At 42.4% G+C, this 19,552-nt stretch carries 21 protein-coding genes; 12 read left to right on the top strand and 9 right to left on the bottom strand.

The window, feature by feature from the left end; translation table 11 throughout:
• Positions 1-115 precede the first annotated feature (115 nt).
• Positions 116-925, top strand: coding sequence for a DUF2884 family protein (locus ACSLUR_RS11415; RefSeq protein ID WP_448554648.1), 810 nt, complete (start codon positions 116-118; stop codon positions 923-925).
• A 107-nt stretch (positions 926-1,032) separates the two neighbouring features.
• Here ACSLUR_RS11415 and ACSLUR_RS11410 read toward each other — a convergent pair whose 3' ends face one another.
• Positions 1,033-1,320, bottom strand: a complete 288-nt coding sequence (locus ACSLUR_RS11410) for a DUF1883 domain-containing protein (RefSeq protein WP_448554646.1) — start codon at positions 1,318-1,320, stop codon at positions 1,033-1,035.
• A gap of 140 nt (positions 1,321-1,460) precedes the next feature.
• Here ACSLUR_RS11410 and ACSLUR_RS11405 point away from each other — a divergent pair, with 140 nt between their 5' ends.
• Together ACSLUR_RS11405 and ACSLUR_RS11400 are read left to right on the top strand one after the other, a co-directional pair.
• Positions 1,461-2,267 carry a tRNA-uridine aminocarboxypropyltransferase gene (locus ACSLUR_RS11405; RefSeq protein ID WP_448554644.1) on the top strand — a complete coding sequence of 269 codons (807 nt, stop codon included), beginning with the start codon at positions 1,461-1,463 and terminating at the stop codon, positions 2,265-2,267.
• Positions 2,268-2,317: 50 nt separating this feature from the next.
• Positions 2,318-2,842, top strand: coding sequence for a GNAT family N-acetyltransferase (locus ACSLUR_RS11400; RefSeq protein WP_448554642.1), 525 nt, complete (start codon positions 2,318-2,320; stop codon positions 2,840-2,842).
• Positions 2,843-2,880: 38 nt separating this feature from the next.
• Here ACSLUR_RS11400 and ACSLUR_RS11395 read toward each other — a convergent pair whose 3' ends face one another.
• Positions 2,881-3,819, bottom strand: a complete 939-nt coding sequence (locus tag ACSLUR_RS11395) for a LysR family transcriptional regulator (protein ID WP_448554640.1) — start codon at positions 3,817-3,819, stop codon at positions 2,881-2,883.
• A gap of 127 nt (positions 3,820-3,946) precedes the next feature.
• On the opposite strand from ACSLUR_RS11395, the gene ACSLUR_RS11390 reads away from it, so the two are divergent.
• Positions 3,947-5,449, top strand: a complete 1,503-nt coding sequence (locus tag ACSLUR_RS11390) for a CoA-acylating methylmalonate-semialdehyde dehydrogenase (protein ID WP_448554638.1) — start codon at positions 3,947-3,949, stop codon at positions 5,447-5,449.
• A 131-nt stretch (positions 5,450-5,580) separates the two neighbouring features.
• Here ACSLUR_RS11390 and ACSLUR_RS11385 read toward each other — a convergent pair whose 3' ends face one another.
• Together ACSLUR_RS11385 and ACSLUR_RS11380 are read right to left on the bottom strand one after the other, a co-directional pair.
• Positions 5,581-5,880: a DUF3301 domain-containing protein gene (locus ACSLUR_RS11385; protein ID WP_448554636.1), complete on the bottom strand. Its 300-nt coding sequence runs from the start codon at positions 5,878-5,880 to the stop codon at positions 5,581-5,583.
• Between the two features lie 36 nt (positions 5,881-5,916).
• Positions 5,917-6,927, bottom strand: a complete 1,011-nt coding sequence (locus ACSLUR_RS11380; protein WP_448554634.1) for a DUF3549 family protein — start codon at positions 6,925-6,927, stop codon at positions 5,917-5,919.
• Between ACSLUR_RS11380 and ACSLUR_RS11375 the strand changes: the two genes are divergently transcribed.
• Both ACSLUR_RS11375 and truC read left to right on the top strand, forming a co-directional pair.
• Positions 6,917-7,366 carry a YqcC family protein gene (locus ACSLUR_RS11375; protein ID WP_448554632.1) on the top strand — a complete coding sequence of 150 codons (450 nt, stop codon included), beginning with the start codon at positions 6,917-6,919 and terminating at the stop codon, positions 7,364-7,366. The genes ACSLUR_RS11380 and ACSLUR_RS11375 overlap by 11 nt on opposite strands.
• Positions 7,359-8,159 carry a tRNA pseudouridine(65) synthase TruC gene (gene truC, locus ACSLUR_RS11370; RefSeq protein ID WP_448554630.1) on the top strand — a complete coding sequence of 267 codons (801 nt, stop codon included), beginning with the start codon at positions 7,359-7,361 and terminating at the stop codon, positions 8,157-8,159. Before ACSLUR_RS11375 ends, truC begins: the two co-directional genes overlap by 8 nt.
• Positions 8,160-8,209: 50 nt before the next feature.
• Here the strand turns inward: truC and ACSLUR_RS11365 are convergent, their stop codons facing one another.
• The 5 genes from ACSLUR_RS11365 to ACSLUR_RS11345 all read right to left on the bottom strand — a co-directional run bounded on the left by ACSLUR_RS11365 (position 8,210) and on the right by ACSLUR_RS11345 (position 14,124).
• The gene (locus ACSLUR_RS11365) at positions 8,210-8,587 is read right to left on the bottom strand and encodes a hypothetical protein (RefSeq protein WP_448554628.1); all 378 of its coding nucleotides are present in this window, start codon (positions 8,585-8,587) and stop codon (positions 8,210-8,212) included.
• Between the two features lie 276 nt (positions 8,588-8,863).
• A complete protein-coding gene (gene dapD / locus ACSLUR_RS11360; protein ID WP_448554626.1) occupies positions 8,864-9,709 on the bottom strand; it encodes a 2,3,4,5-tetrahydropyridine-2,6-dicarboxylate N-succinyltransferase in 846 nt (281 codons plus the stop codon).
• Between the two features lie 17 nt (positions 9,710-9,726).
• Positions 9,727-12,351 carry a [protein-PII] uridylyltransferase gene (glnD, locus tag ACSLUR_RS11355; RefSeq protein WP_448554624.1) on the bottom strand — a complete coding sequence of 875 codons (2,625 nt, stop codon included), beginning with the start codon at positions 12,349-12,351 and terminating at the stop codon, positions 9,727-9,729.
• 52 nt (positions 12,352-12,403) lie between these two features.
• Positions 12,404-13,192, bottom strand: a complete 789-nt coding sequence (gene map, locus ACSLUR_RS11350) for a type I methionyl aminopeptidase (protein ID WP_448554622.1) — start codon at positions 13,190-13,192, stop codon at positions 12,404-12,406.
• A 329-nt stretch (positions 13,193-13,521) separates the two neighbouring features.
• Positions 13,522-14,124, bottom strand: a complete 603-nt coding sequence (locus ACSLUR_RS11345; RefSeq protein WP_448554620.1) for a hypothetical protein — start codon at positions 14,122-14,124, stop codon at positions 13,522-13,524.
• A gap of 560 nt (positions 14,125-14,684) precedes the next feature.
• On the opposite strand from ACSLUR_RS11345, the gene rpsB reads away from it, so the two are divergent.
• The 6 genes from rpsB (at position 14,685) to frr (ending at position 19,518) form a co-directional block, all read left to right on the top strand.
• The gene (gene rpsB / locus ACSLUR_RS11340) at positions 14,685-15,413 is read left to right on the top strand and encodes a 30S ribosomal protein S2 (RefSeq protein WP_116000803.1); all 729 of its coding nucleotides are present in this window, start codon (positions 14,685-14,687) and stop codon (positions 15,411-15,413) included.
• 95 nt (positions 15,414-15,508) lie between these two features.
• Positions 15,509-16,348 carry a translation elongation factor Ts gene (gene tsf / locus ACSLUR_RS11335; protein WP_116000801.1) on the top strand — a complete coding sequence of 280 codons (840 nt, stop codon included), beginning with the start codon at positions 15,509-15,511 and terminating at the stop codon, positions 16,346-16,348.
• A gap of 525 nt (positions 16,349-16,873) precedes the next feature.
• Positions 16,874-17,602 carry a transporter substrate-binding domain-containing protein gene (locus ACSLUR_RS11330; RefSeq protein WP_448554617.1) on the top strand — a complete coding sequence of 243 codons (729 nt, stop codon included), beginning with the start codon at positions 16,874-16,876 and terminating at the stop codon, positions 17,600-17,602.
• Between the two features lie 55 nt (positions 17,603-17,657).
• Positions 17,658-18,038, top strand: coding sequence for a DUF4345 domain-containing protein (locus ACSLUR_RS11325; protein ID WP_448554615.1), 381 nt, complete (start codon positions 17,658-17,660; stop codon positions 18,036-18,038).
• Between the two features lie 156 nt (positions 18,039-18,194).
• A complete protein-coding gene (gene pyrH / locus ACSLUR_RS11320; protein WP_116000796.1) occupies positions 18,195-18,935 on the top strand; it encodes a UMP kinase in 741 nt (246 codons plus the stop codon).
• Positions 18,936-18,996: 61 nt separating this feature from the next.
• Positions 18,997-19,518: a ribosome recycling factor gene (gene frr, locus ACSLUR_RS11315; RefSeq protein WP_374188852.1), complete on the top strand. Its 522-nt coding sequence runs from the start codon at positions 18,997-18,999 to the stop codon at positions 19,516-19,518.
• The last annotated feature ends 34 nt before the right edge of the window (positions 19,519-19,552 follow it).

Here is a 19,552-nt window from a genome sequence, read left to right as displayed (position 1 = left end):
AGATAAAAATACATGGCATTGGAATTGAAATGAAAGTTGCTGATAACGACTTATTGAACAGCATTTGCTTATAGGTCAATAGCAATGCAACGAACTTAAGGTTAAGGATAGAATAATGAAAAAATTAACAGCGGCCAGTGTTACACTAATTTCAGCAACCCTGATTTCAGCACCAGTATCGGCTCACGACATTAATAGCGATGCATGTGATGTCAACCTAGAAACCGGCATGTATATCAACCATGAGGTCATAGAGTTCACAAAAAATGACAAAGTGTTATATAAAATTGTTGGTGAAAATACCCTTGTAGTGAACGGTGAAGAAGTTTCTTTAGCAGCTCATCAAGAAGCTTTGGTCGCAGATTACGCTGACAGCATTCGCGCAGTGGTACCGGAAGTTAAAGGTATCGCAATAGAGGGAATTGCATTGGCTACAGAAGGCGTTAATTTAGCGTTTAATGAATTACTAGGTGAGGGCAATAACCTCGCAAATAACCTTACGCAAGAATTAAACAAGCTGGGCAGTGAATTGGATACCCGCCTTTCATTGGAGTCAGGCATTCGCTTTGATGAAAATGGTGCTATTGGCGAAGATTTCTTAGGAGAAGATTTTGAAGAGCGTGTAGAAGACACCATCGAAAGTGCCATTCAAGATTCGATTGGTTCTTTGCTTATCGCCGTAGGGCAGGAAATGTTGTTTGCTGGCGGTGATATGGAAGCTTTAGAAACCCGAATGGAAAATTTTGGCGCCGATATCGAACAACAAATGGAAGCGCGTGCTGAGTTACTGGAAGCTAAAGCAGATGCTTTGTGTCAATCAATTGTTGTTATTGATGAGTTAGAAGCGCAGATGCGTGATGAGATTAGTGAGCTTGCTGATTTTGATTTGTTAGAAGTATCGGCTCATCATAACAACAAAATATAGTTGCATGCTTAGCCTGTCTTCTCGAACTTTTGTCTATCTTGTCCTTTGCCAACGAATTTAAGCCCAGCTGTTGTGTAAGGGCAGGTTAGATAGAAAGCCAATTAAAATTAAGATTCAATGCTGGTATTGGCGGGGTAAACTTTAACGTTACTGTCTACCTTGCCAATAAACCCACCAAAATCCAATGTCACTAACCAATGGCCTGAGTGTGGCACAATAAGTCGAACGGGTGTGTGCATCATCAGACCGCCAATCCCAAAGCGTTTACGCGCTCTTTTATATTCTTGGAAGTGCTTTGATTCCATTAAGTAGACGTTGGCGGCGTTACCTGACAATGAAACTTCAACAACCTGATTTTTTATTAGAATTCCTAAGTCGTAGTGCGTAAACTTCACGTTTTACCTTGTTCGCAGTAGAATAGCGCTGAATTACTTAGCTTGGCGGTAACATTTGGCAATTTTAATGCGCTTTCTCACTAATGCAAAGTAAGACTCAAAGCAATACACCCTCGCAAGCCATGCAGTAAATATCAACTATGAATCACTCAGTGCAACAATTATATCGCTACCGCAAAGGCATTAGCACTAAACCATTTAATGCGCGTGGCAAAAAAGTGCTGCGCTGCGAGTATTGTCAGCTAGCTAACGACAATTGTATTTGCCATTTGCGCCAGCCCTCTCTCGCAAATGCGCATTTCGCAATTATCATGCATGATGCTGAAGTGCTTAAACCGAGTAATACTGCGCGTTTAATTGCTGATGTGGTACCCAATACATCGGCGTTTATTTGGTCACGTACTGAGCCTAATACCCAGTTGCTAGCTTTACTGGCAACCCCTTGCTATCAACCTTGTGTTGTTTTTCCTGAGCAATATGCGGTTGCGCCTAGACAGGTTTATCTGAATCAAGTTCCTAAAGTCGCTGGCGAAGGCGTTAACGAACAAAAAGTAGGAAAGCAGAAAACACCACTATTTGTGTTATTGGATGGTAGCTGGCGTGAAGCGAAAAAAATGTTTCGTAAAAGCCCCTATTTAGATAACTTCCCCGTTGTCAGTGTGAGTGCGGGCGCTGACTTGCTGAAAAATGAAAGTAATCAAGCAGAAAATCTATCGGCTAATTATATTCGTGAAGCTGAGGTAGAGAATCAGTTTTCGACAGCGCAAGTGGCTGCTCAGCTACTTGCATTAAATGGTGATGATCAAGCAAGTGAGCATTTGTCATTGTGGTTTGATTTGTTTAACTTCCAATATCAGAAAAGTGTTTGCCAGCCAAATCTAGGGCGAGCTGATGCGCTGGAACGCTATCAAGCGTTTATCAATAACAGTAAATCTCTGAGTATCTGAGACATAATCGGCTAAGACAAAGCAATTAAGGCATAAGGAACATCCTAGAGATGATCACAACCCGAAGGTTAACACTCAGACCACTGACATTAGATGACTGGCAATTTGTGATTGATATTTTTAGCCAGCCTGATTTTATTCGCAATGTCGCCGACAAAGGTATTCGTACTCAATCAGATGCCATAGCTTATCTAGAGCAGGGGCCTATGCTTTGCCAAGAAACTCATGGCTTTAGTATGTTGGCAATGGAGTTGTCACCAGACCTTAGCTCTTCATCACAAACTGACGCGCAACCAAAGGTCATTGGCCTTTGTGGCTTGTTGCAACGAGATAACATGCCATACCCAGATATCGGCTATGCTTTGCTACCGCAATATTACCGAAAAGGTTACACTTTTGAAGCGGCTGAAGGAGTGCTTTCGCACTTTTCTGATATTCGCCCTGTGTTAGCAGTAACTAGTGTCGATAATGACGCCTCACAGCAACTTTTACGCAAATTAGGTTTTAATAAAGCAGATGCCGATTTGGTTGCTGATGCTTTTGATGAGCAGGTAAGCGTATTTCAGTTAGCTTGATGTACCTTCTTTGATGCCTTGATTAAGCTCTAAAAGGTTTATTTAGTCTGAGGAAGCAATAAATGCTGTTTTTCTTTGGCAAGCATTTTTAAGAATTCCCAGACAGTGGCAACGCGTTCTAGGCGTTTAAGCTCAGGGTGAGTGACCAACCATAAGCTACGGGTAATGGTAACTTCATCTGCGACAAGCTTTACAAGCTCAGCATCTTGCTCAGCTAAAAAGCATGGCAAAATACCAATCCCTAAGCCTGACTTTATCGCACTGTATTGGCTGATAATACTGGTGCTGCGAAATACTGGTTTTATATTTTCAGCCACTTCATCTAAGTAGCTAAGCTGCTCGGTAAATAATAAGTTATCAACATAACTCACCCATGGCTGGCTAGGTAATTGTGATAAGGCTAAGTGTTGGTAATGATGTTGATTTTTACGACTACCATAAATTTGTAGCTGATAATCGGTTAGTTTAGTGACGATCATCGATGTACTTTTCGGGCGCTCAACCATAATAGCGATATCTGCTTCATTGCGGCTGATTTTGACATCGCGGGCGAACTGCAAAAGCTCTACTTCTATTTTTGGGTGATTGGTTTGCAAGCCAGTTAAATTTGGGGCGATAAAATTGTTGCCAAACGCTTCGGTAGCGCCGATGCGAACAGTGCCGTGTTCACTGGTATTGTGCAGGGCAATTTGTTCAAAGGCTAATGTAGCATCTTGCTCCATTTTACTCGCTCTGGCCACCAATAATTTGCCGTCAGGCGTTAATACATGGCCATTGCTTGTTCGCTCAAATAGCTGTGCTGACAAGCTGGTTTCTAGTTGGTGCAAACGCCGAGAAACGGTTGATGCGTCGATACCCAATCGGCGCGCCGCGACTGATAGCTTTTCAGCGCGTGAAACTTCTAAAAATATCCGTAAATCTTCCCAGTTCATCTGCTCTACCAGTGATAGCGCTCTTAGGCATAATAATTGAGGCATTATAAAAGCTAAAGCAGTTTGCTTGCAATTATGCAAGATTTCTTGCGTTTATGCTTGTTGTTGGGGGAAACACTAAGCGCTAACGTAGCGCTATGAACTCATATTAAGTTAAGCCTAGAGATAAGTTATGACGATCCGAAAAATTCCGCTGATTATTGGCGGCGAAAAAGTGCAATCTGCAACGGATACTTGGTTAGATGTGCTAAATCCAGCCACTCAAGAGGTGGTAGCACAAGTGCCAATGGCGACACCACAAGAGATTGCCGCAGCGGTTGCTAGTGCTAAACAAGCATTTAAGACATGGTCGCAAGTGTCATTAACTAATCGCATGCGCATTATGGTGCGCTTTCAAGAACTAGTGCGCGAGCACACCAGCGAAATTGCCGAGTTGATCACCTTAGAGCATGGTAAAACCTTGCCAGATGCCGAAGGCGAAGTCGGCAGGGCGTTGGAAGCAGTTGAAAATGCTTGTGCTATCACCCGATTACAGCTTGGTGAAATGGCCAACAATTCGGCCACTGGGGTAGATACGTACACACTGAATAAGCCGCTAGGTGTTGGTGTTGGTATTACTGCGTTTAACTTCCCGGTAATGCTACCTGCGTTTATGTTCCCGCCAGCCGTTGCGTGTGGCAATACCTTTGTGCTTAAACCATCTGAGCAAGACCCATCATCAACGATTCGCTTTGTCGAATTGGCATTAGAAGCGGGTATTCCTGCTGGCGTGATTAATGTTGTTCATGGTGGCCCAGAGGTGGTGGATGCATTGTGTGAACACCAAGACGTTAAAGCGGTATCTTTTATTGGTTCAACCCATGTTGGTACTCATGTTTATAACCATGCAAGCCAGCATGGTAAACGCGCTCAGGCGATGATGGGCGCCAAAAATCATATGGTGATCATGCCTGATGCCAATAAAGACCGAGCGATTAACGATTTATTAGGCTCAGCTTTTGGCGCAGCAGGGCAGCGCTGTATGGCAAACCCCGTAACGATTTTAGTGGGCGAAGCTCGAAACTGGTTACCTGAAATAGCAGAGCGTGCCAAAGCCTTAAAAGTAGGGCCAGGCTCTCAGCGTGATGCCGATTTAGGCCCTGTGGTATCGCCACAAGCGAAAGCACGTATTTTACGGTTGCTCGATTCAGGTGTTGAGCAAGGGGCTGAATTGCTTGTTGATGGCCGCAACTGTGTGGTTGAAGGCTATGAACAAGGTAACTTTGTCGGTCCGACCATGTTTTCTAAAGTGACCAGGGATATGGATATTTACACTCAGGAAATTTTCGGCCCAGCACTTTGTGTGTTGGAAGCGGAAACCCTTGATGATGCTATCGATATTATCAATGCTAACCCGAACGGTAATGGCACTTCTATTTTTACCTCAAGCGGTTGGTATGCTCGCAAGTTTGAAAATGAGATAGATGTCGGTCAAGTGGGAATTAACGTACCCATTCCAGTACCCGTTGCTTATTTTAGCTTTACTGGTTCACGTGGTTCAAAGTTGGGGGATTTAGGGCCGAACGGCAAGCAAGTGATTAGCTTCTGGACGCAAACTAAATCAGTCACCGCGCGTTGGTTTGAACCAGATCATCAAGATGGCTCTGAGGTACATACCACCATCAGCTTAAAATAGGGTTTATTGCCTAAAGCAAAAGCTTGAAGTAAAAAGCAAAACGTAAAAACAAAAAAGCGAAAATAGGCCTATGCTGATTTTCGCTTTTTTAATGCTGCTAAAGAAAAGAGTGCTAAGCGCTAATTGGTTGATTATATCCGATATGCGGGCATATTAACGTCATTTAGTTTTAAGCCGTATAGCTCCATGGTGCCAGTGGCGCTGGATTCACCATCACCACTAAACTCAAAATCAAACAGACTTCGAATATAAAAGCCTTGTCGCTTGTTAAAGCGAGGCATTGCGCTTTTGCGGAACACAGAAATGAGCTGTAAACCCTGCTGTTCGCAGTGGCGTTTGGCGTGAACCTTAGCGATTTCGGCAACTTTTCGTAAGTACCAAAAATACCAACCGACTAAGAAAATCCCCAACAGTAAATAAATATCGCCCATATGTTTCTCTGTTATTTCTTGATGTTGTTGCTCGCGTTAGCCAAACAGCTGGCCAATGGCCTTTGCCAGTGCGTCACTGCGAGTTTCGCTGCGCATGACAGCAAAGACATGAGGTCGCAACGCAGGAATTGCAACTAGGTCTTTAAAAATCGCGGTAAATAACGCGAGATCTGACTTGGCTGCTAATTGTGATAATAGCTGCTCAAGCGTTGTTGCGTTTAGGCCTAACCAACAGCGACCAGCTAGTGTGATATAAATATCATCCGTTTGAGGCTTAACTAATAGTTCGCTGATTAAAGCGATAACATGTGGATGCTCAGCAGTGCTTGCCAGTGCTCTGATCAATTGTGCTTTGGTTTCGCTGTCTTCTGCTATTTTAATCAATGCAATCAGTGCGTCCAACACATTCAACGGTAATTGCTGGTTTTCTAGTGCATGGCAAAACGGAATGAGTACATTAGCGTCAAAGTTTGCGATATTTTTTGCCACCGCTTCGTTAATACTTGGCTGATTAATTTCTGCCGCCAAATCGCTGATCCCTTGGATACCAATAGATTGCCATTCATCCCAAGTAAGCTGACCACTAGCGTATTCTTGAAAGTGCTCGAAGTGAATACTTGCAGGCTGTTTTAACTCTTTTCTAACTAACGTATTTATCGCGGCCAATTTATATTCAGCAGGCGTGATATGGTATGGATTGCTATTAAGCAGCTCTTCTTGTTTTTCAGTAGGGTCAACCGTTAAGTCTTGGCCCAGTGCTTCGATAATGATGGCAATAAAGTGATTGCGTGAGCCTTGGTTTAACAGGCCGCGTTCATCTAGTGGTAATTTGATAAACCATAAATAAGGCGCTTTCGACTTTGCTTGCCAAAAAGCAATCGCGATATGAGCATGCCCCTGGCTAGGATAAGGGTAGGGCATCATATTTTGTTCGACGCGGTTAAAGTCATCTTTACTGATTTTAGTAATTTTACGGCCGATATCGTAAATGCGGAATTGCGAGCCAGAAAATTGCAACAGCTCTGAGATAGTATCGATGCGATCCATAATTGAAAAAGTAGTCGAATTTGAGGCGAATTATAAGGATAATGCGCCGATAAAACTATGGTCAAAATCAGATTGCCTACCAATGAATCCGCAAAAACACAGTATCGACGAGTTACTTTATCAACTAGAGCAAGAGTTGCGTCGCTTAACCCTTTGGAGTTTAGTTAAACCTAACCCTGAAAAGTTAATGAGCACAGCACCGTTTTGTGTCGATACCTTGCGGTTTGAGCAGTGGTTACAATATATCTTCCTACCACAAATGTACCAGCTAATTAAAAATCAACAGCCGCTACCGACACAGATAGCGTTATGCCCGATGGCGGAAGAGGCATTTGTTGGCTTATCAGATAAGGCAGCAGGTTTAATTAACATTATTGGCGATATTGATGAATTGCTAAGTGGTCAGCGTCAACAACAGAAGTTTTTACGCAATGAGTAAGTCAGTAATCGATAGCGCCAATCAGCCGGAATTTTTAGAGGCAAAGGCGTGTGAAGAGCAAAAGCCAGTATTAACGATTCTTTATCAAGATGAATACTTGGTCGCGATAGACAAACCAGCAGGTTTATTTGTCCATCGCAGCTTTTTAGATAGGCACGAACGCTATTTTGCTTTGCAATTACTGCGCGATCAAATAGGACAATATGTTTACCCCATTCATCGACTCGACAAGCCAACTAGCGGTGTCTTATTGTTTGCGCTTGACCAAGAAGTAGCAAGGGCATTAAACGATAAATTTATTACGCGTGATATTGAGAAAACCTATTATGCCTTAGTGCGTGGTTTTTTGGCGGATGAGGTACGTGTTGATTATCCACTAAAGGAAAAGCTGGATAAAATTGGCGACAAATACGCAAACGAAGACAAGCCAGCGCAAGCTGCTGTCACGCAATTTACCACGATTGCCCAAGGCGTTATCAATAAGCCATTAGGGCGTTACGCTACCGTGCGTTATTCTTTGGTGAAAGCCAGCCCTGAAACGGGTCGTCGTCATCAAATTCGCCGGCACTTATCGCATCTGCGTTTCCCTATCATTGGCGATGTTAACTATGGTGATAACAAACAAAATCCGTTTTTCGCGGAGGAATTTGGTTACCGCCGTTTGATGTTGTTTGCTCAAAAGCTGGCGTTTGAACACCCAGTGACAAAAAAGCCGCTGGTGATTGAAGCGGCGTTTGATCAGCAGTGGTTATCAGTATTTGAAAAGCTAGATTGGCAAGATATCAAAGTGTAGGCTTTGGGTGCCATCCGTTAGCGGGTTCGTAGCTGTACGTATCAAGCGCGCTATAGTTTAGTGCTTTTAGGAGTATTAGTGTCACCGGTTAAGCTCACAAATTGAGTGTTGTATTGGCGACTGTAGTGGTCGTATAACCAATCAAGGCGGTGTTTAGGGCGGGCAGTTGCTGGCGCTTTGTTATCACGCTCACCCTTAATCTTCACATAACCGACATTTTGTAGGCCAAGCGCCTCGTTTCGCGTTTGCTCAAATTGCGCCATCATAATTTGATCCGCCGTCGTTGGACGCTTTAATAAACTAATGAGCAGTTCAGTATCATTAGTTAATGGCTTTTTGTAATCTTGGTATGCAACATTCTCGGTACTAGAGCAGGCGCTCAATACTAAAACAAAGGCTAAGGTAACTAACTGGCTAATAACTTTCATGGCAACTACTGATAATGACTGTTGTGTTTCTAATACCAGTCTGAGCAAGCGCTATACCAATGCATTTTTGACACTTGGTTAATTAGGCTAAGTGATTAAAATTAATGCGATTTAAATTTATTTGTTAGTACGGAATTTTCGTAAAACGAGCGTTTTTAGTGATAAAAAAAGCGCTAGATTTTTACTGTCAAAAATCTAGCGCTTGGTATTTTAGTCAGGTTAAACCCATGTTATTAGCTTAACCTAGTCAACTCTCAAAATGTTTATTTGTTACTTTTATTCGTCAGAAACTGAACGAAGTAGGGCGTTAATACCTACTTTAGCACGTGTTTTTGCATCCACTTTTTTCACGATAATTGCAGCGTAAAGGCTGTAAGTACCACATTTCGATGGCAAGTTGCCTGGCACTACCACAGAGCCGGCAGGCACGCGGCCATAGTGTGTTTCACCTGTTTCGCGATCATAAATGCGCGTACTTTGGCCGATGTAAACACCCATTGAAATCACTGCCCCTTCTTCAACAACAACGCCTTCAACAATTTCAGAACGTGCGCCAATAAAGCAGTTATCTTCAATAATCGTTGGGCCTGCTTGCAGTGGCTCTAATACTCCACCAATGCCAACACCGCCAGAAAGGTGAACATTCTTACCAATTTGTGCACACGAGCCTACAGTGGCCCAGGTATCGACCATAGTGCCTTCATCAACGTAGGCGCCGATGTTGACATAACTCGGCATCACAACCACGTTTTTACCGACATAGCTACCTGTACGCACGGTTGCTGGTGGTACAACGCGTACGCCATCAGCTTCAAACATTGCTTGTGTGTAGTCACTGTATTTTAATGGCACTTTATCGAAGAATTTGCTCTCTGCGCCGTCAATAATTTCATTGTCCCAAATGCGGAAGCTAAGCAGTACGGCTTTTTTTAGCCACTGATGAACAACCCATTCGCCAGCGACTTTTTCAGCCACTCGGGCTGAGCCATTGTTTAGCGCAGCAAGTGCTGCCAATACCGCATCTTTAACTTCGTTGGTTACCGTTGCAGGCGTAATAGACATACGATTTTCAAACGCTTGTTCAATCGTTGCTTGCAAGTCTGTAATCTCTTGATTTTGCATGTTAAATCCTTCATTTGTTAAACGATATCGTCACAAAGACGTTCGTTTAAAAGTTGTTGTTCTGTTGTCGTTAATGCTTGGTAGTCTGCATTTGAGACGGTAAATACGTCTTCAGCACGCTCGCCAAATGTGGTGATTTTGGCGCTGTGAATGTTTAGCTTTAAGTCGGCAAACACCTGCGCGAAGCTGGCTAGTAAGCCAGGTCGGTCAGTGGTGATAATTTCCAATAAGGTGGTGCTGTCATCTTCTGTTTGGATAAAGCCTACTTGTGTTTTTAAGTTAAACGTTTGCAAACGTTTAGATACCGGCTGAACTTCGATCGTTGCTAGTGTTTCTTGGCTTAAACGAGAGGCAAGCAAACGTGCTATTTCAAGCTGGCGAGGTTCGTCAGTAATGGCCTTTGATTGATGATCCAATACGACGAAGGTATTAACCGTGTAACCTGTATTGCTGGTAATAATTTTCGCGTCATGAATCGACAGTTTTTTGCTACCGAGCAGGGCGACGGTATTGGCGAAAATATTTGAGCGTTCTTTGGTGAAGACAAAGACTTCCGTACCACCGCGATAAGGTTTTGGACTCACTATCACCAGTGGCTCATTGCGGTCATGGCCCAGAATATGTTGCGTGTGCCAAGCTATTTGCGTAGGTGAATAGCGTAGGAAGTAATCAGAGCCAAACTCCTGCCATAGTTCGCTAATCGCATCTTCAGCGATACCTTCTGCAAGCAGTAATTCCTGCGCTTGTTGTTCGTTTTCTTTAATTTGGTCGGCCAAATCAACAGGTTTCTCAAGGCCTCGTCTGAAAGCACGCTTAGTGGCAAGATAAAGCTCTTCTAATAAGTTAGCTTTCCAGCTATTCCATAAACTTTCGTTAGTGGCGCGCATATCGGCAACGGTTAAACAATATAAATAATCTAAGTGGGCTTCATCGCGTACAACTTCACCAAATTGCTTAATCACATCTGGGTCTGAAATATCACGTCGCTGAGCGGTTACCGACATTAATAAATGCTGCTGAACCAGCCACGCGATCATACGGCCATCGTGGTCGTTAAGTTTGTGCTCTTTGGCAAAGTTAAGGGCATCTACTGCGCCAAGTTCCGCATGGTCGCCACCACGACCTTTAGCGATGTCGTGGAAAATACCCGCTAAATATAAAACTTCCGGCTTGCGAATACGTTGCACAATTTTACTGCAACGCGGAAATTCGTGGTTATGCTCTGGTTGGCTAAAGCGATACAGGTTTTTAATCAAGCGATAGCTGTGCTCGTCTACGGAATAAGCATGGAATAAGTCAAACTGCATTTGACCAACAATCGAACGCCACTCTGGCAGGTAAGCGCCCAGAATACTGTGTCTGTGCATTAGGCTAAAGGCTAAGCCTAAGCCACGAGGGTGCTTGATAATTTCAATGAAAATTCGGCGGTTTTCTTCGTAATCGTTTAAACGCGATACAAGGCGGCGGCGTGCATTGCGTAAGGTTCGCAACGTTTCTGAATGCAAGCCTTTAATCACGGGGTTCTGCGCGATAGTTAAAAACATTTCCATAATTTTAACTGGGCGCATAAATAACCGATTGTTAGTGACTTTAATTAGGCCACCAACCACAATAAAGTCTTTGTTGAGCTCAACAACGGCCGGCTCAGTTTTGTTCACCAAAATTTCTTCTTCAAAATGTTGCAGTAACATTTTATTGAGTTCAGCAACGCGGCCAATAATGCGGAAAAAACGCTTCATCATACGTTCAACCGATTTTTTACCAGCACTGCCAAAGCCCATCATTTTCGCGACATCAGCTTGGTAATCAAATAACAAGCGGTTTTCACTGCGCCCAGCAACATGATGCAGGGCAAAGCGCATACGCCACAAGTAATCTTGACACTCAATAAGCTCGGTATACTCGTTCAAGGTTAAGTACTTGTGTTCAACCAGCTCAACCAGCGAGTTCGCCATAAAATGACGTTTAGCGACCCATGCAATGGTTTGGATATCACGCAAACCGCCTGGGTTGGCCTTTAAGTTAGGCTCAAGCGTATAAGAGGCGCCGTGGTATTGATTGTGACGTTTAAATTGCTCTTCGCGCTTGGCGATAAAGAATTTTTCTGACGTCCAGAACACATCTTCTTGTAGCAGCGGTTGCAATTGCTCAGCCAGTGCCTGATTACCACAAATCAAGCGCATTTCCATCAAGTTGGTGGCAATGGTAACGTCGTTGACCGCTTGTTTTAAACATTCTTGTACGTCACGTACACTGTGGCCAATATCAAACTTTACATCCCAGAGTTGGGTAATAAAGGCGCCAATTTTCTCTTCGAGATCCTTTTCAATGCTTTGCTGGGTGAGTAGCAAAATATCAACGTCGGAATGCGGGTGCAGCTCACCACGGCCATAACCACCTACAGCGATAAGGCTCAGTTGATATTCGTCAAGCTGATGTTGCACCCACAATTTCGTGAGCACCAAATCAACAAACTGGGCACGAGCACGTACCAAGTTTTCCATGTCTTCTTCGATAAAAATGGAGAGCAGCCACTGATTGAAGTCTTTGCTTAATGCGCAGACTTCGGCACTGGTCATTGTCGGTGCGGTAACACACAGCGGCTCTTGAAAATGACTGGGTATGAAGTTGTTATTTTCCACAGTAATGCTTTTTAGTTTGTCTTGTTGAACGTCTAGTTAATCGTTTGCTGAATTAGTTGTTTAACTGGCGCGGAATGGTATCGTCACTGCGCAAAGTTAAAATTTCACAACCGGTTTTGGTGACTAGGATTGTGTGTTCCCACTGTGCTGACTTTTTACCGTCAACCGTGTAAACCGTCCAATTATCTTCTTTATCTAAGATAGTGCCCGCTTTGCCCATGTTGATCATTGGCTCAACGGTAAAACACATACCTTCTTGGATTTTAGTTTTATCGTTGTTCTTGTAGTGCACAATTTGTGGTTCTTCGTGGAACTGCGCGCCAATACCGTGACCACAATACTCTTTGACAATACCGAATCGGCCAGACTTTTTGATAAATTTCTGTATTGCTGCACCAATCTCACCAAACGCAACACCTGGCTTCACTTTTTTCAAACCTGTGTATAGCGCTTCTTGCGTGATGCGACATAAACGGCGATCTTCTGGCGAAACATCACCAATTAAAAACATCTTACTAGTATCGCCGTGATAACCGTCTTTAATCACCGTAATATCAATATTGATAATATCACCGTCTTTTAAAGCTGTGCCGTCAGGAATACCGTGGCATACAACGTGGTTGACTGATGTGCAAATTGACTTTGGAAAACCGTGGTAGTTAAGCGGTGCAGAGATAGCTTCTTGCACTTTCTCGGTGTACTCGGCGCAAATGGTATTGAGCTCGTCTGTTGTTACGCCAGCTTTGACGTGCGGCTCAATCATTTCCAATACGTCTGCGGCTAGCTTGCCTGCCACGCGCATTTTTTCAATTTCTTCCTGACTTTTAATCGGAATCGTCATCTAAATCTCTATATTTTCTCAAATAAAATTGCCCACATTCTACATGTTTTTAAGGGCTTTCCCAATGATTGGTTTTGCTTATCAAATCACTAAACGTATTAAGTTGCCATGGGGTTTACCATTCGTTTTTGCAACTAGACAATAATGCCAATTCAATGCGCGGATAAATTCTTGAGATTCGGTTGTTATAAAGGGGGTATAAAGGACGAGAAGTTGAGAAAGGAGCGCTGGATAGCAGCCAAATAAAAAACGCCAAGTGCTGGGTAAAACACTTGGCGCTTGATAGCTGATTGATAATCTGGCGCTAGCTATGCCAGCCCAACTAAAAGCTAACGTATTTCTTGATTAATCGCATCAACAATGGCTGATGGCTCTAACAGATAAAGGTTGTGATTAAGCAATACTAATTCATCATTGTGCGCCAATAAGAGTGCAGGGATTGCACGAGTGCCAATAATATCTTGAATTTCTTCGATATCAGCCAGCATAAACTCAGCGTCTTTTACAAACTTGTCTGATTGCAAGCATTTACTTGAAGGCGATAGTTTTAATCGCTCGACAATATCAGCAACATCATCAGCGTTGGTTAATGGGTTACCCGCTTGGAAATGCGCTTGTTGCATTGCTTTTAAAATCGCTAACGATTTTTCTGGGCATTTTGCTTGCGACCAAGCCATCAGGTTAGCGCCTAAGGTACTGTCTTTTGTTTCGCTCAACTTGGCTAAGTATTGTTCGCCAAATTTAATGTTACTTAGCTCACTCACCTGATTGGTGATTTTACGAGTGATTTTATCTTCACCGTCATATAAACCGCTGTGCAAGAAGTGAATTTTAATTTTGGGCAATTTCTCGGCAACAGCGCTTACTAAATTAGTGGTGGCATAGCTCCACGGGCAGTGGCTGTCGTAAATAAAAAATAGCTCAGTGGCCATTGGCGTAAATCTCTATTTCTATTGAGGTAATTAATGGCCTAATTTTAGCTGTTGTCGGTGGCGATTACTATCGTTAATCAGTTTCAAACAGGGTTAATCAAATGCAACAGCGTTTTAGTTACTCTTATACCTTAGTTGTTTGGTGGAAAAAGAGAGTGACGCTAACGCGCGTTGTTACCATTATTTGCAACCTGCGTTGGCGCTCTGTTGCTTGCGTTAAAGAGTTCTTTTTTATCAAAAACGGCAAGCCAATAGGGTGGCGATAAATTCTACAATTTGTGAGTGGGTTTTGCTGGTGTTTAATCAAGTGTTGTGGAATAATACGCGCCGCTAAATTTATCGTTTGGTGGGTAACTTATTCAATAACAGTTGCCGGTCAGTAGTAGCGGTAAGTCATAGCATTATTAACTTAAGTCGTGTTATCTCTTGATGAGAAACACATTTTTATAAACTCACATACATCTTGCAGAGGTATACCCGGGGTGCTCCAAGCGTAATTTAACGCTGCTATGAGTCGTGTATATCGGATGTATGGACGCTTAACCCCAAGAGGAAAAATTATGCCAAACGTTTCTATGCGCGACATGCTTAAAGCAGGTGTTCACTTCGGTCACAAAACTCGTTACTGGAACCCTAAAATGAAGCCATTCATTTTCGGTGCGCGCGACAAAGTTCATATCATCAACCTAGAGCAAACTGTTCCAATGTTCAACGACGCTTTAGCTTTCTTATCTGGCATCTCTGCTAAGAAAGGTAAAATCTTATTCGTTGGTACTAAGCGTGCAGCTAGCGAAGCAGTTCGTGAAGCAGCAATCAAAGCTGACCAATTCTACGTTGATCACCGTTGGTTAGGTGGTATGTTGACTAACTGGAAAACAGTTCGTCAATCAATCAAACGTTTAAAAGACCTAGAAGCTCAAAGCACTGACGGTACATTCGACGCTTTAACTAAAAAAGAAGCGTTAATGCGTACTCGTGAAATGGAAAAGCTTGAGAAGAGCCTTGGTGGTATTAAAAACATGGGTGGTTTACCTGATGCTTTATTCATCATCGACGCTGATCACGAGCACATTGCTGTTAAAGAAGCAAACAACCTAGGTATTCCAGTAGTAGCTGTAGTTGATACTAACTCAAACCCAGACGGTGTTGATTACATCGTGCCTGGTAACGACGATGCGATCCGTGCGATCTCTCTATACACAGATGCAGTAGCTAACGCTGTTGTTGAAGGTCGTGAGCAAAACATCGCTGTTGCTGCTGAAAAAGACGGTTTCGTTGAAGCGGAATAATCGCTTTTACTAACACTCTTTAATTTATCTGCAATGTCAGGCCTCCATACTTGGCATTGCAGACTCTAGATTTTTATATATTGAGGAATTAACTCATGGCAATTACTGCTGCATTAGTTAAAGAATTACGCGACCGTACTGGCGCAGGCATGATGGATTGTAAAAAAGCCCTTCAGGAAACTGACGGTGATATGGAACTTGCGATCGAAAACATGCGTAAGTCTGGTCAAGCAAAAGCTGCTAAAAAAGCGGGTAACATCGCTGCTGAAGGCCAAATCATCATTAAAGACGGCGCATTAGTAGAAGTTAACTGTCAAACTGACTTCGTTGCAAAAGACGAAAACTTCTTAAACTTTGCTAACAAAGTTGCTGACGCTGCTGCCGCTGAAAAATTATCTATCGAAGACTTACAAGCTAAGTTCGAAGAAGAGCGTGTTGCTTTAGTTGCTAAAATCGGTGAAAACATCAACGTACGTCGCGTAGCATACGTTGAAGGTGCTAACCTAGCTTCTTACAAGCACGGTGCAAAAATTGGTGTTGTTGTTGCTGGTGAAGGTGACGCTGAAACACTTAAGCACATGGCAATGCACGTTGCTGCGTCTAAGCCTGAGTTCATCAACCCTGAAGATGTACCAGCTGACGTAGTAGAAAAAGAAAAAGCTATCCAAATCGACATCGCGATGAACGAAGGCAAGCCTGCTGAAATCGCTGAGAAAATGGTTACTGGCCGCATGAAGAAATTCACTGGTGAAATTTCTTTAACGGGTCAAGCTTTCATCATGGAACCAAAGAGCACTGTTGGTCAGGTTCTTAAAGAAAAAGCAACTTCAGTTTCTGCATTCGTTCGCCTAGAAGTAGGTGAAGGTATCGAGAAGAAAGAAGAAGATTTCGCAGCAGAAGTTGAAGCGCAAATCGCTGCAGCTAAAGGCGAATAATTTAAACTAGCTATTTGCTATTTTAAAATCAAGCTTACTAAAAACCGCTCAACTGAGCGGTTTTTTTATTTCCGATAATAAGCGTTAGTTTATGTCTTAAACCAAGGCTTATTGTTCAACCCATTAATCCATCCATTCTCATCTGCGATTTTCTAATTCCAGCTCAGCTCACAACTACAACCCAGTTTTGCTTAGTTTTGTTGGAACCTTTCTGATTAATAAAATACTGACTAAGCTAATAAATGTTATGTAGGAATTTATCTATTTATCGTAATCTCCATTTTAAATCTAGCTTTCGTAATGGGTTTCTGCAGTCTCCTCGAATATAAAATTCCTGCTGGCTTCTAATGATCGTGTTGTCGAATTAAAAAACTGATAAACCTTTGAAAGGTAATGCTGATTTGGCATGGATAAGTCGCACAAGTTGATAGGAAGCTATTTGTACTATTTCTATGCCATAAAAGTAACTTGCTAACTTTACAAAAATTATGAAGTAAATTAATGCTTAATCGCTAGAGGCATAAAATGAAAAATACTATTACAACCAATAGGTTAGTTTTTTGTTTGTTGTTCAGCATTAGCTGCTTCTATGCTTCAGCAGAGCAGACACAAAAAGAGCTTTTGACCATATGTATTGGGCAAGCATCGAGTTCTGCAAAAAATATCAAACTTGATACTTTTATGGCGGAATTATTTGAAACAACCAACCTTAATCCTAAATTGTTTTTTAGCCCAGCTAAAAGAGCTGAACACTTATTTAAAGTCGGTAAGTGTGGTGGCTTTTTTGTATCGTCCATTGACTTTCCTACACAAATTGATCGGGATGATATCATCTATATACCTGAGCCTATTATGAATGTAGATGTCGATGCATTTGTCCTCAAGGAAGATGTTTGTAGTGCAGAGCAGAGCTGTTTGAGCAGTCTTGCTAAGTCACAAGTGCTTGGTGTTTTTCGCTCTCATGCACTTATCAAGTACCTTCAAACCAAAACAAGTGCGTCAATAGCAGAAATAACGTTATTGGACCAGGGCGTGAAAATGCTTGAACAAAGCAGATTAGATGTGCTCGTAATACCAAATGTCATTATCGATACAAGTGGGCTGTTGAAGGTCGAAAGCGTTGCGTCTGTTGAGCTATATCTATGGCTAGACAAAAAACATGCTTCCTATGTGAACGAAATTTCATTACAAATTCGACGTTTAAAAACAGAGCCTCTGTGGAAATCTATATTCCATACGAATAATTCTAGTTAGGTATTGACTACATAAGTAATGTAGTCTTTACGTATTTAGCTTCACCGGAATTTGAATGGCAAAACTATTATGTTACGCAACTGCGGTTTTCTTTTTGCTCTATGGCTTAGGGTTTATCTTTTTCCCAATTGAAATGGCGATGTTGATAACCGATGCAAGTCCAACGAGTACTTCTGCTATCATTGATTTTCGAGCCACGTATGGCGGCGCACAATTGGCTATTGGTTTGCTGCTATTGGTGATCGTAAAAGTTCGAAATGATATTGACTTAGCATTAACAATGGTCGCGCTCTTTTTGCTATCAATGGCATTGGGTCGGCTTACAGGTATAGTGATTGATGGTGACCCAAATCTCATCATGTATATTTATCTAGCGGCAGAATTGGCATTTGGCGTATTGGCATTGTGGTTAAAGCTGCGCTTAAAAGTGGAGTAAAATATCTAATTCGCATATTAAATAACCGCTTTTTTCTATTAAAGCGTCGCTAAATTCCCTTTCTTTATTTAAAGCTTTAGATGTTTTGTAAAAACCATTAAAATAGCCGCGGTCAATTTCGGCTGCGACAGTTTTATCTACAGGAATCTTGAGCTTATGAGCACCAACCCTAAACCTACGTATCGTCGTATTCTTCTAAAACTCAGTGGTGAAGCCCTTATGGGTGATGAAGGTTTCGGTATTGATCCGAAAATTCTTGACCGCATGGCGCAAGAAATTAAAGAACTCGTTGAGTTAGGTATTCAAGTAGGCTTAGTTATCGGTGGTGGTAACTTATTCCGTGGTGCTGGTCTTGCTGAAGCGGGCATGAACCGTGTTGTTGGCGACCAAATGGGTATGCTAGCAACGGTAATGAATGGTCTTGCGATGCGTGATGCACTTCACCGTGCGTTTGTAAATGCACGTTTAATGTCGGCAATCGACTTAGCTGGCGTGTGTGATACTTACAACTGGGCTGATGCGATTGGCATGTTAAAGTCTGGTCGTGTGGTTATTTTCAGTGCAGGTACAGGTAACCCATTCTTTACCACAGATTCAGCTGCGTGTTTACGCGGCATCGAAATTGAAGCTGACGCTGTATTAAAAGCGACAAAAGTTGATGGCATTTACTCGGAAGATCCGGTAAAAAATCCAGAAGCAACTTTATACAGCCACTTAACTTACCAAGAAGTGCTAGAAAAAGAATTAAAGGTAATGGACTTAGCTGCCTTTACCCTAGCGCGTGATCACAGCATGCCAATTCGTGTATTCAACATGAACAAGCCAGGCGCATTAAAAAGTGTGGTAATGGGCCAAGCTGAAGGCACAACCATAGATCACGCCGAAAACTTAGATTAATTGTTCAGTATTAAGGAATATCCAAGTGATTGAAGATATTAAAAAAGGTGCAGAAACTCGCATGAGTAAGAGCATCGAATCATTAAAAACAAATTTAAATAAAATCCGTACGGGTCGTGCGCATCCTTCACTATTGGACAACATTTCAGTAGATTACTACGGTGCTGATACACCACTTAACCAAGTGGGTAACGTTTCAGTTCCAGATGCACGTACATTAGCGATCACTGTGTTTGATAAATCAATGATCGGCGCTGTTGAAAAAGCGATTTTATCGTCTGATTTAGGCTTAAACCCTTCTTCACAAGGTACGCTTATTCGCATTCCATTGCCGCCGCTGACTGAAGAACGTCGTAAAGATCTAGTAAAAGTGGTTAAAGGCGAAGGTGAGAACGGTAAAATTGCCATTCGCAACATTCGCCGTGATGCAAACTCTGATGTGAAAACACTGAACAAAGAAAAAGAAATCAGTGATGACGAGATGCACCAAGCGGAAGATGAAATCCAAAAAATCACCGACAAATATGTGAAACAAGTAGACCAACTACTGGTTGAAAAAGAAGCGGAATTAATGGAAATTTAATTTTCCAGCGAAAGGAATACACGCCGTAGTGAAG

The sequence above is a fragment of the Thalassotalea montiporae genome (assembly GCF_053485855.1).
This window is presented reverse-complemented; position numbering and strand designations above follow the sequence as displayed.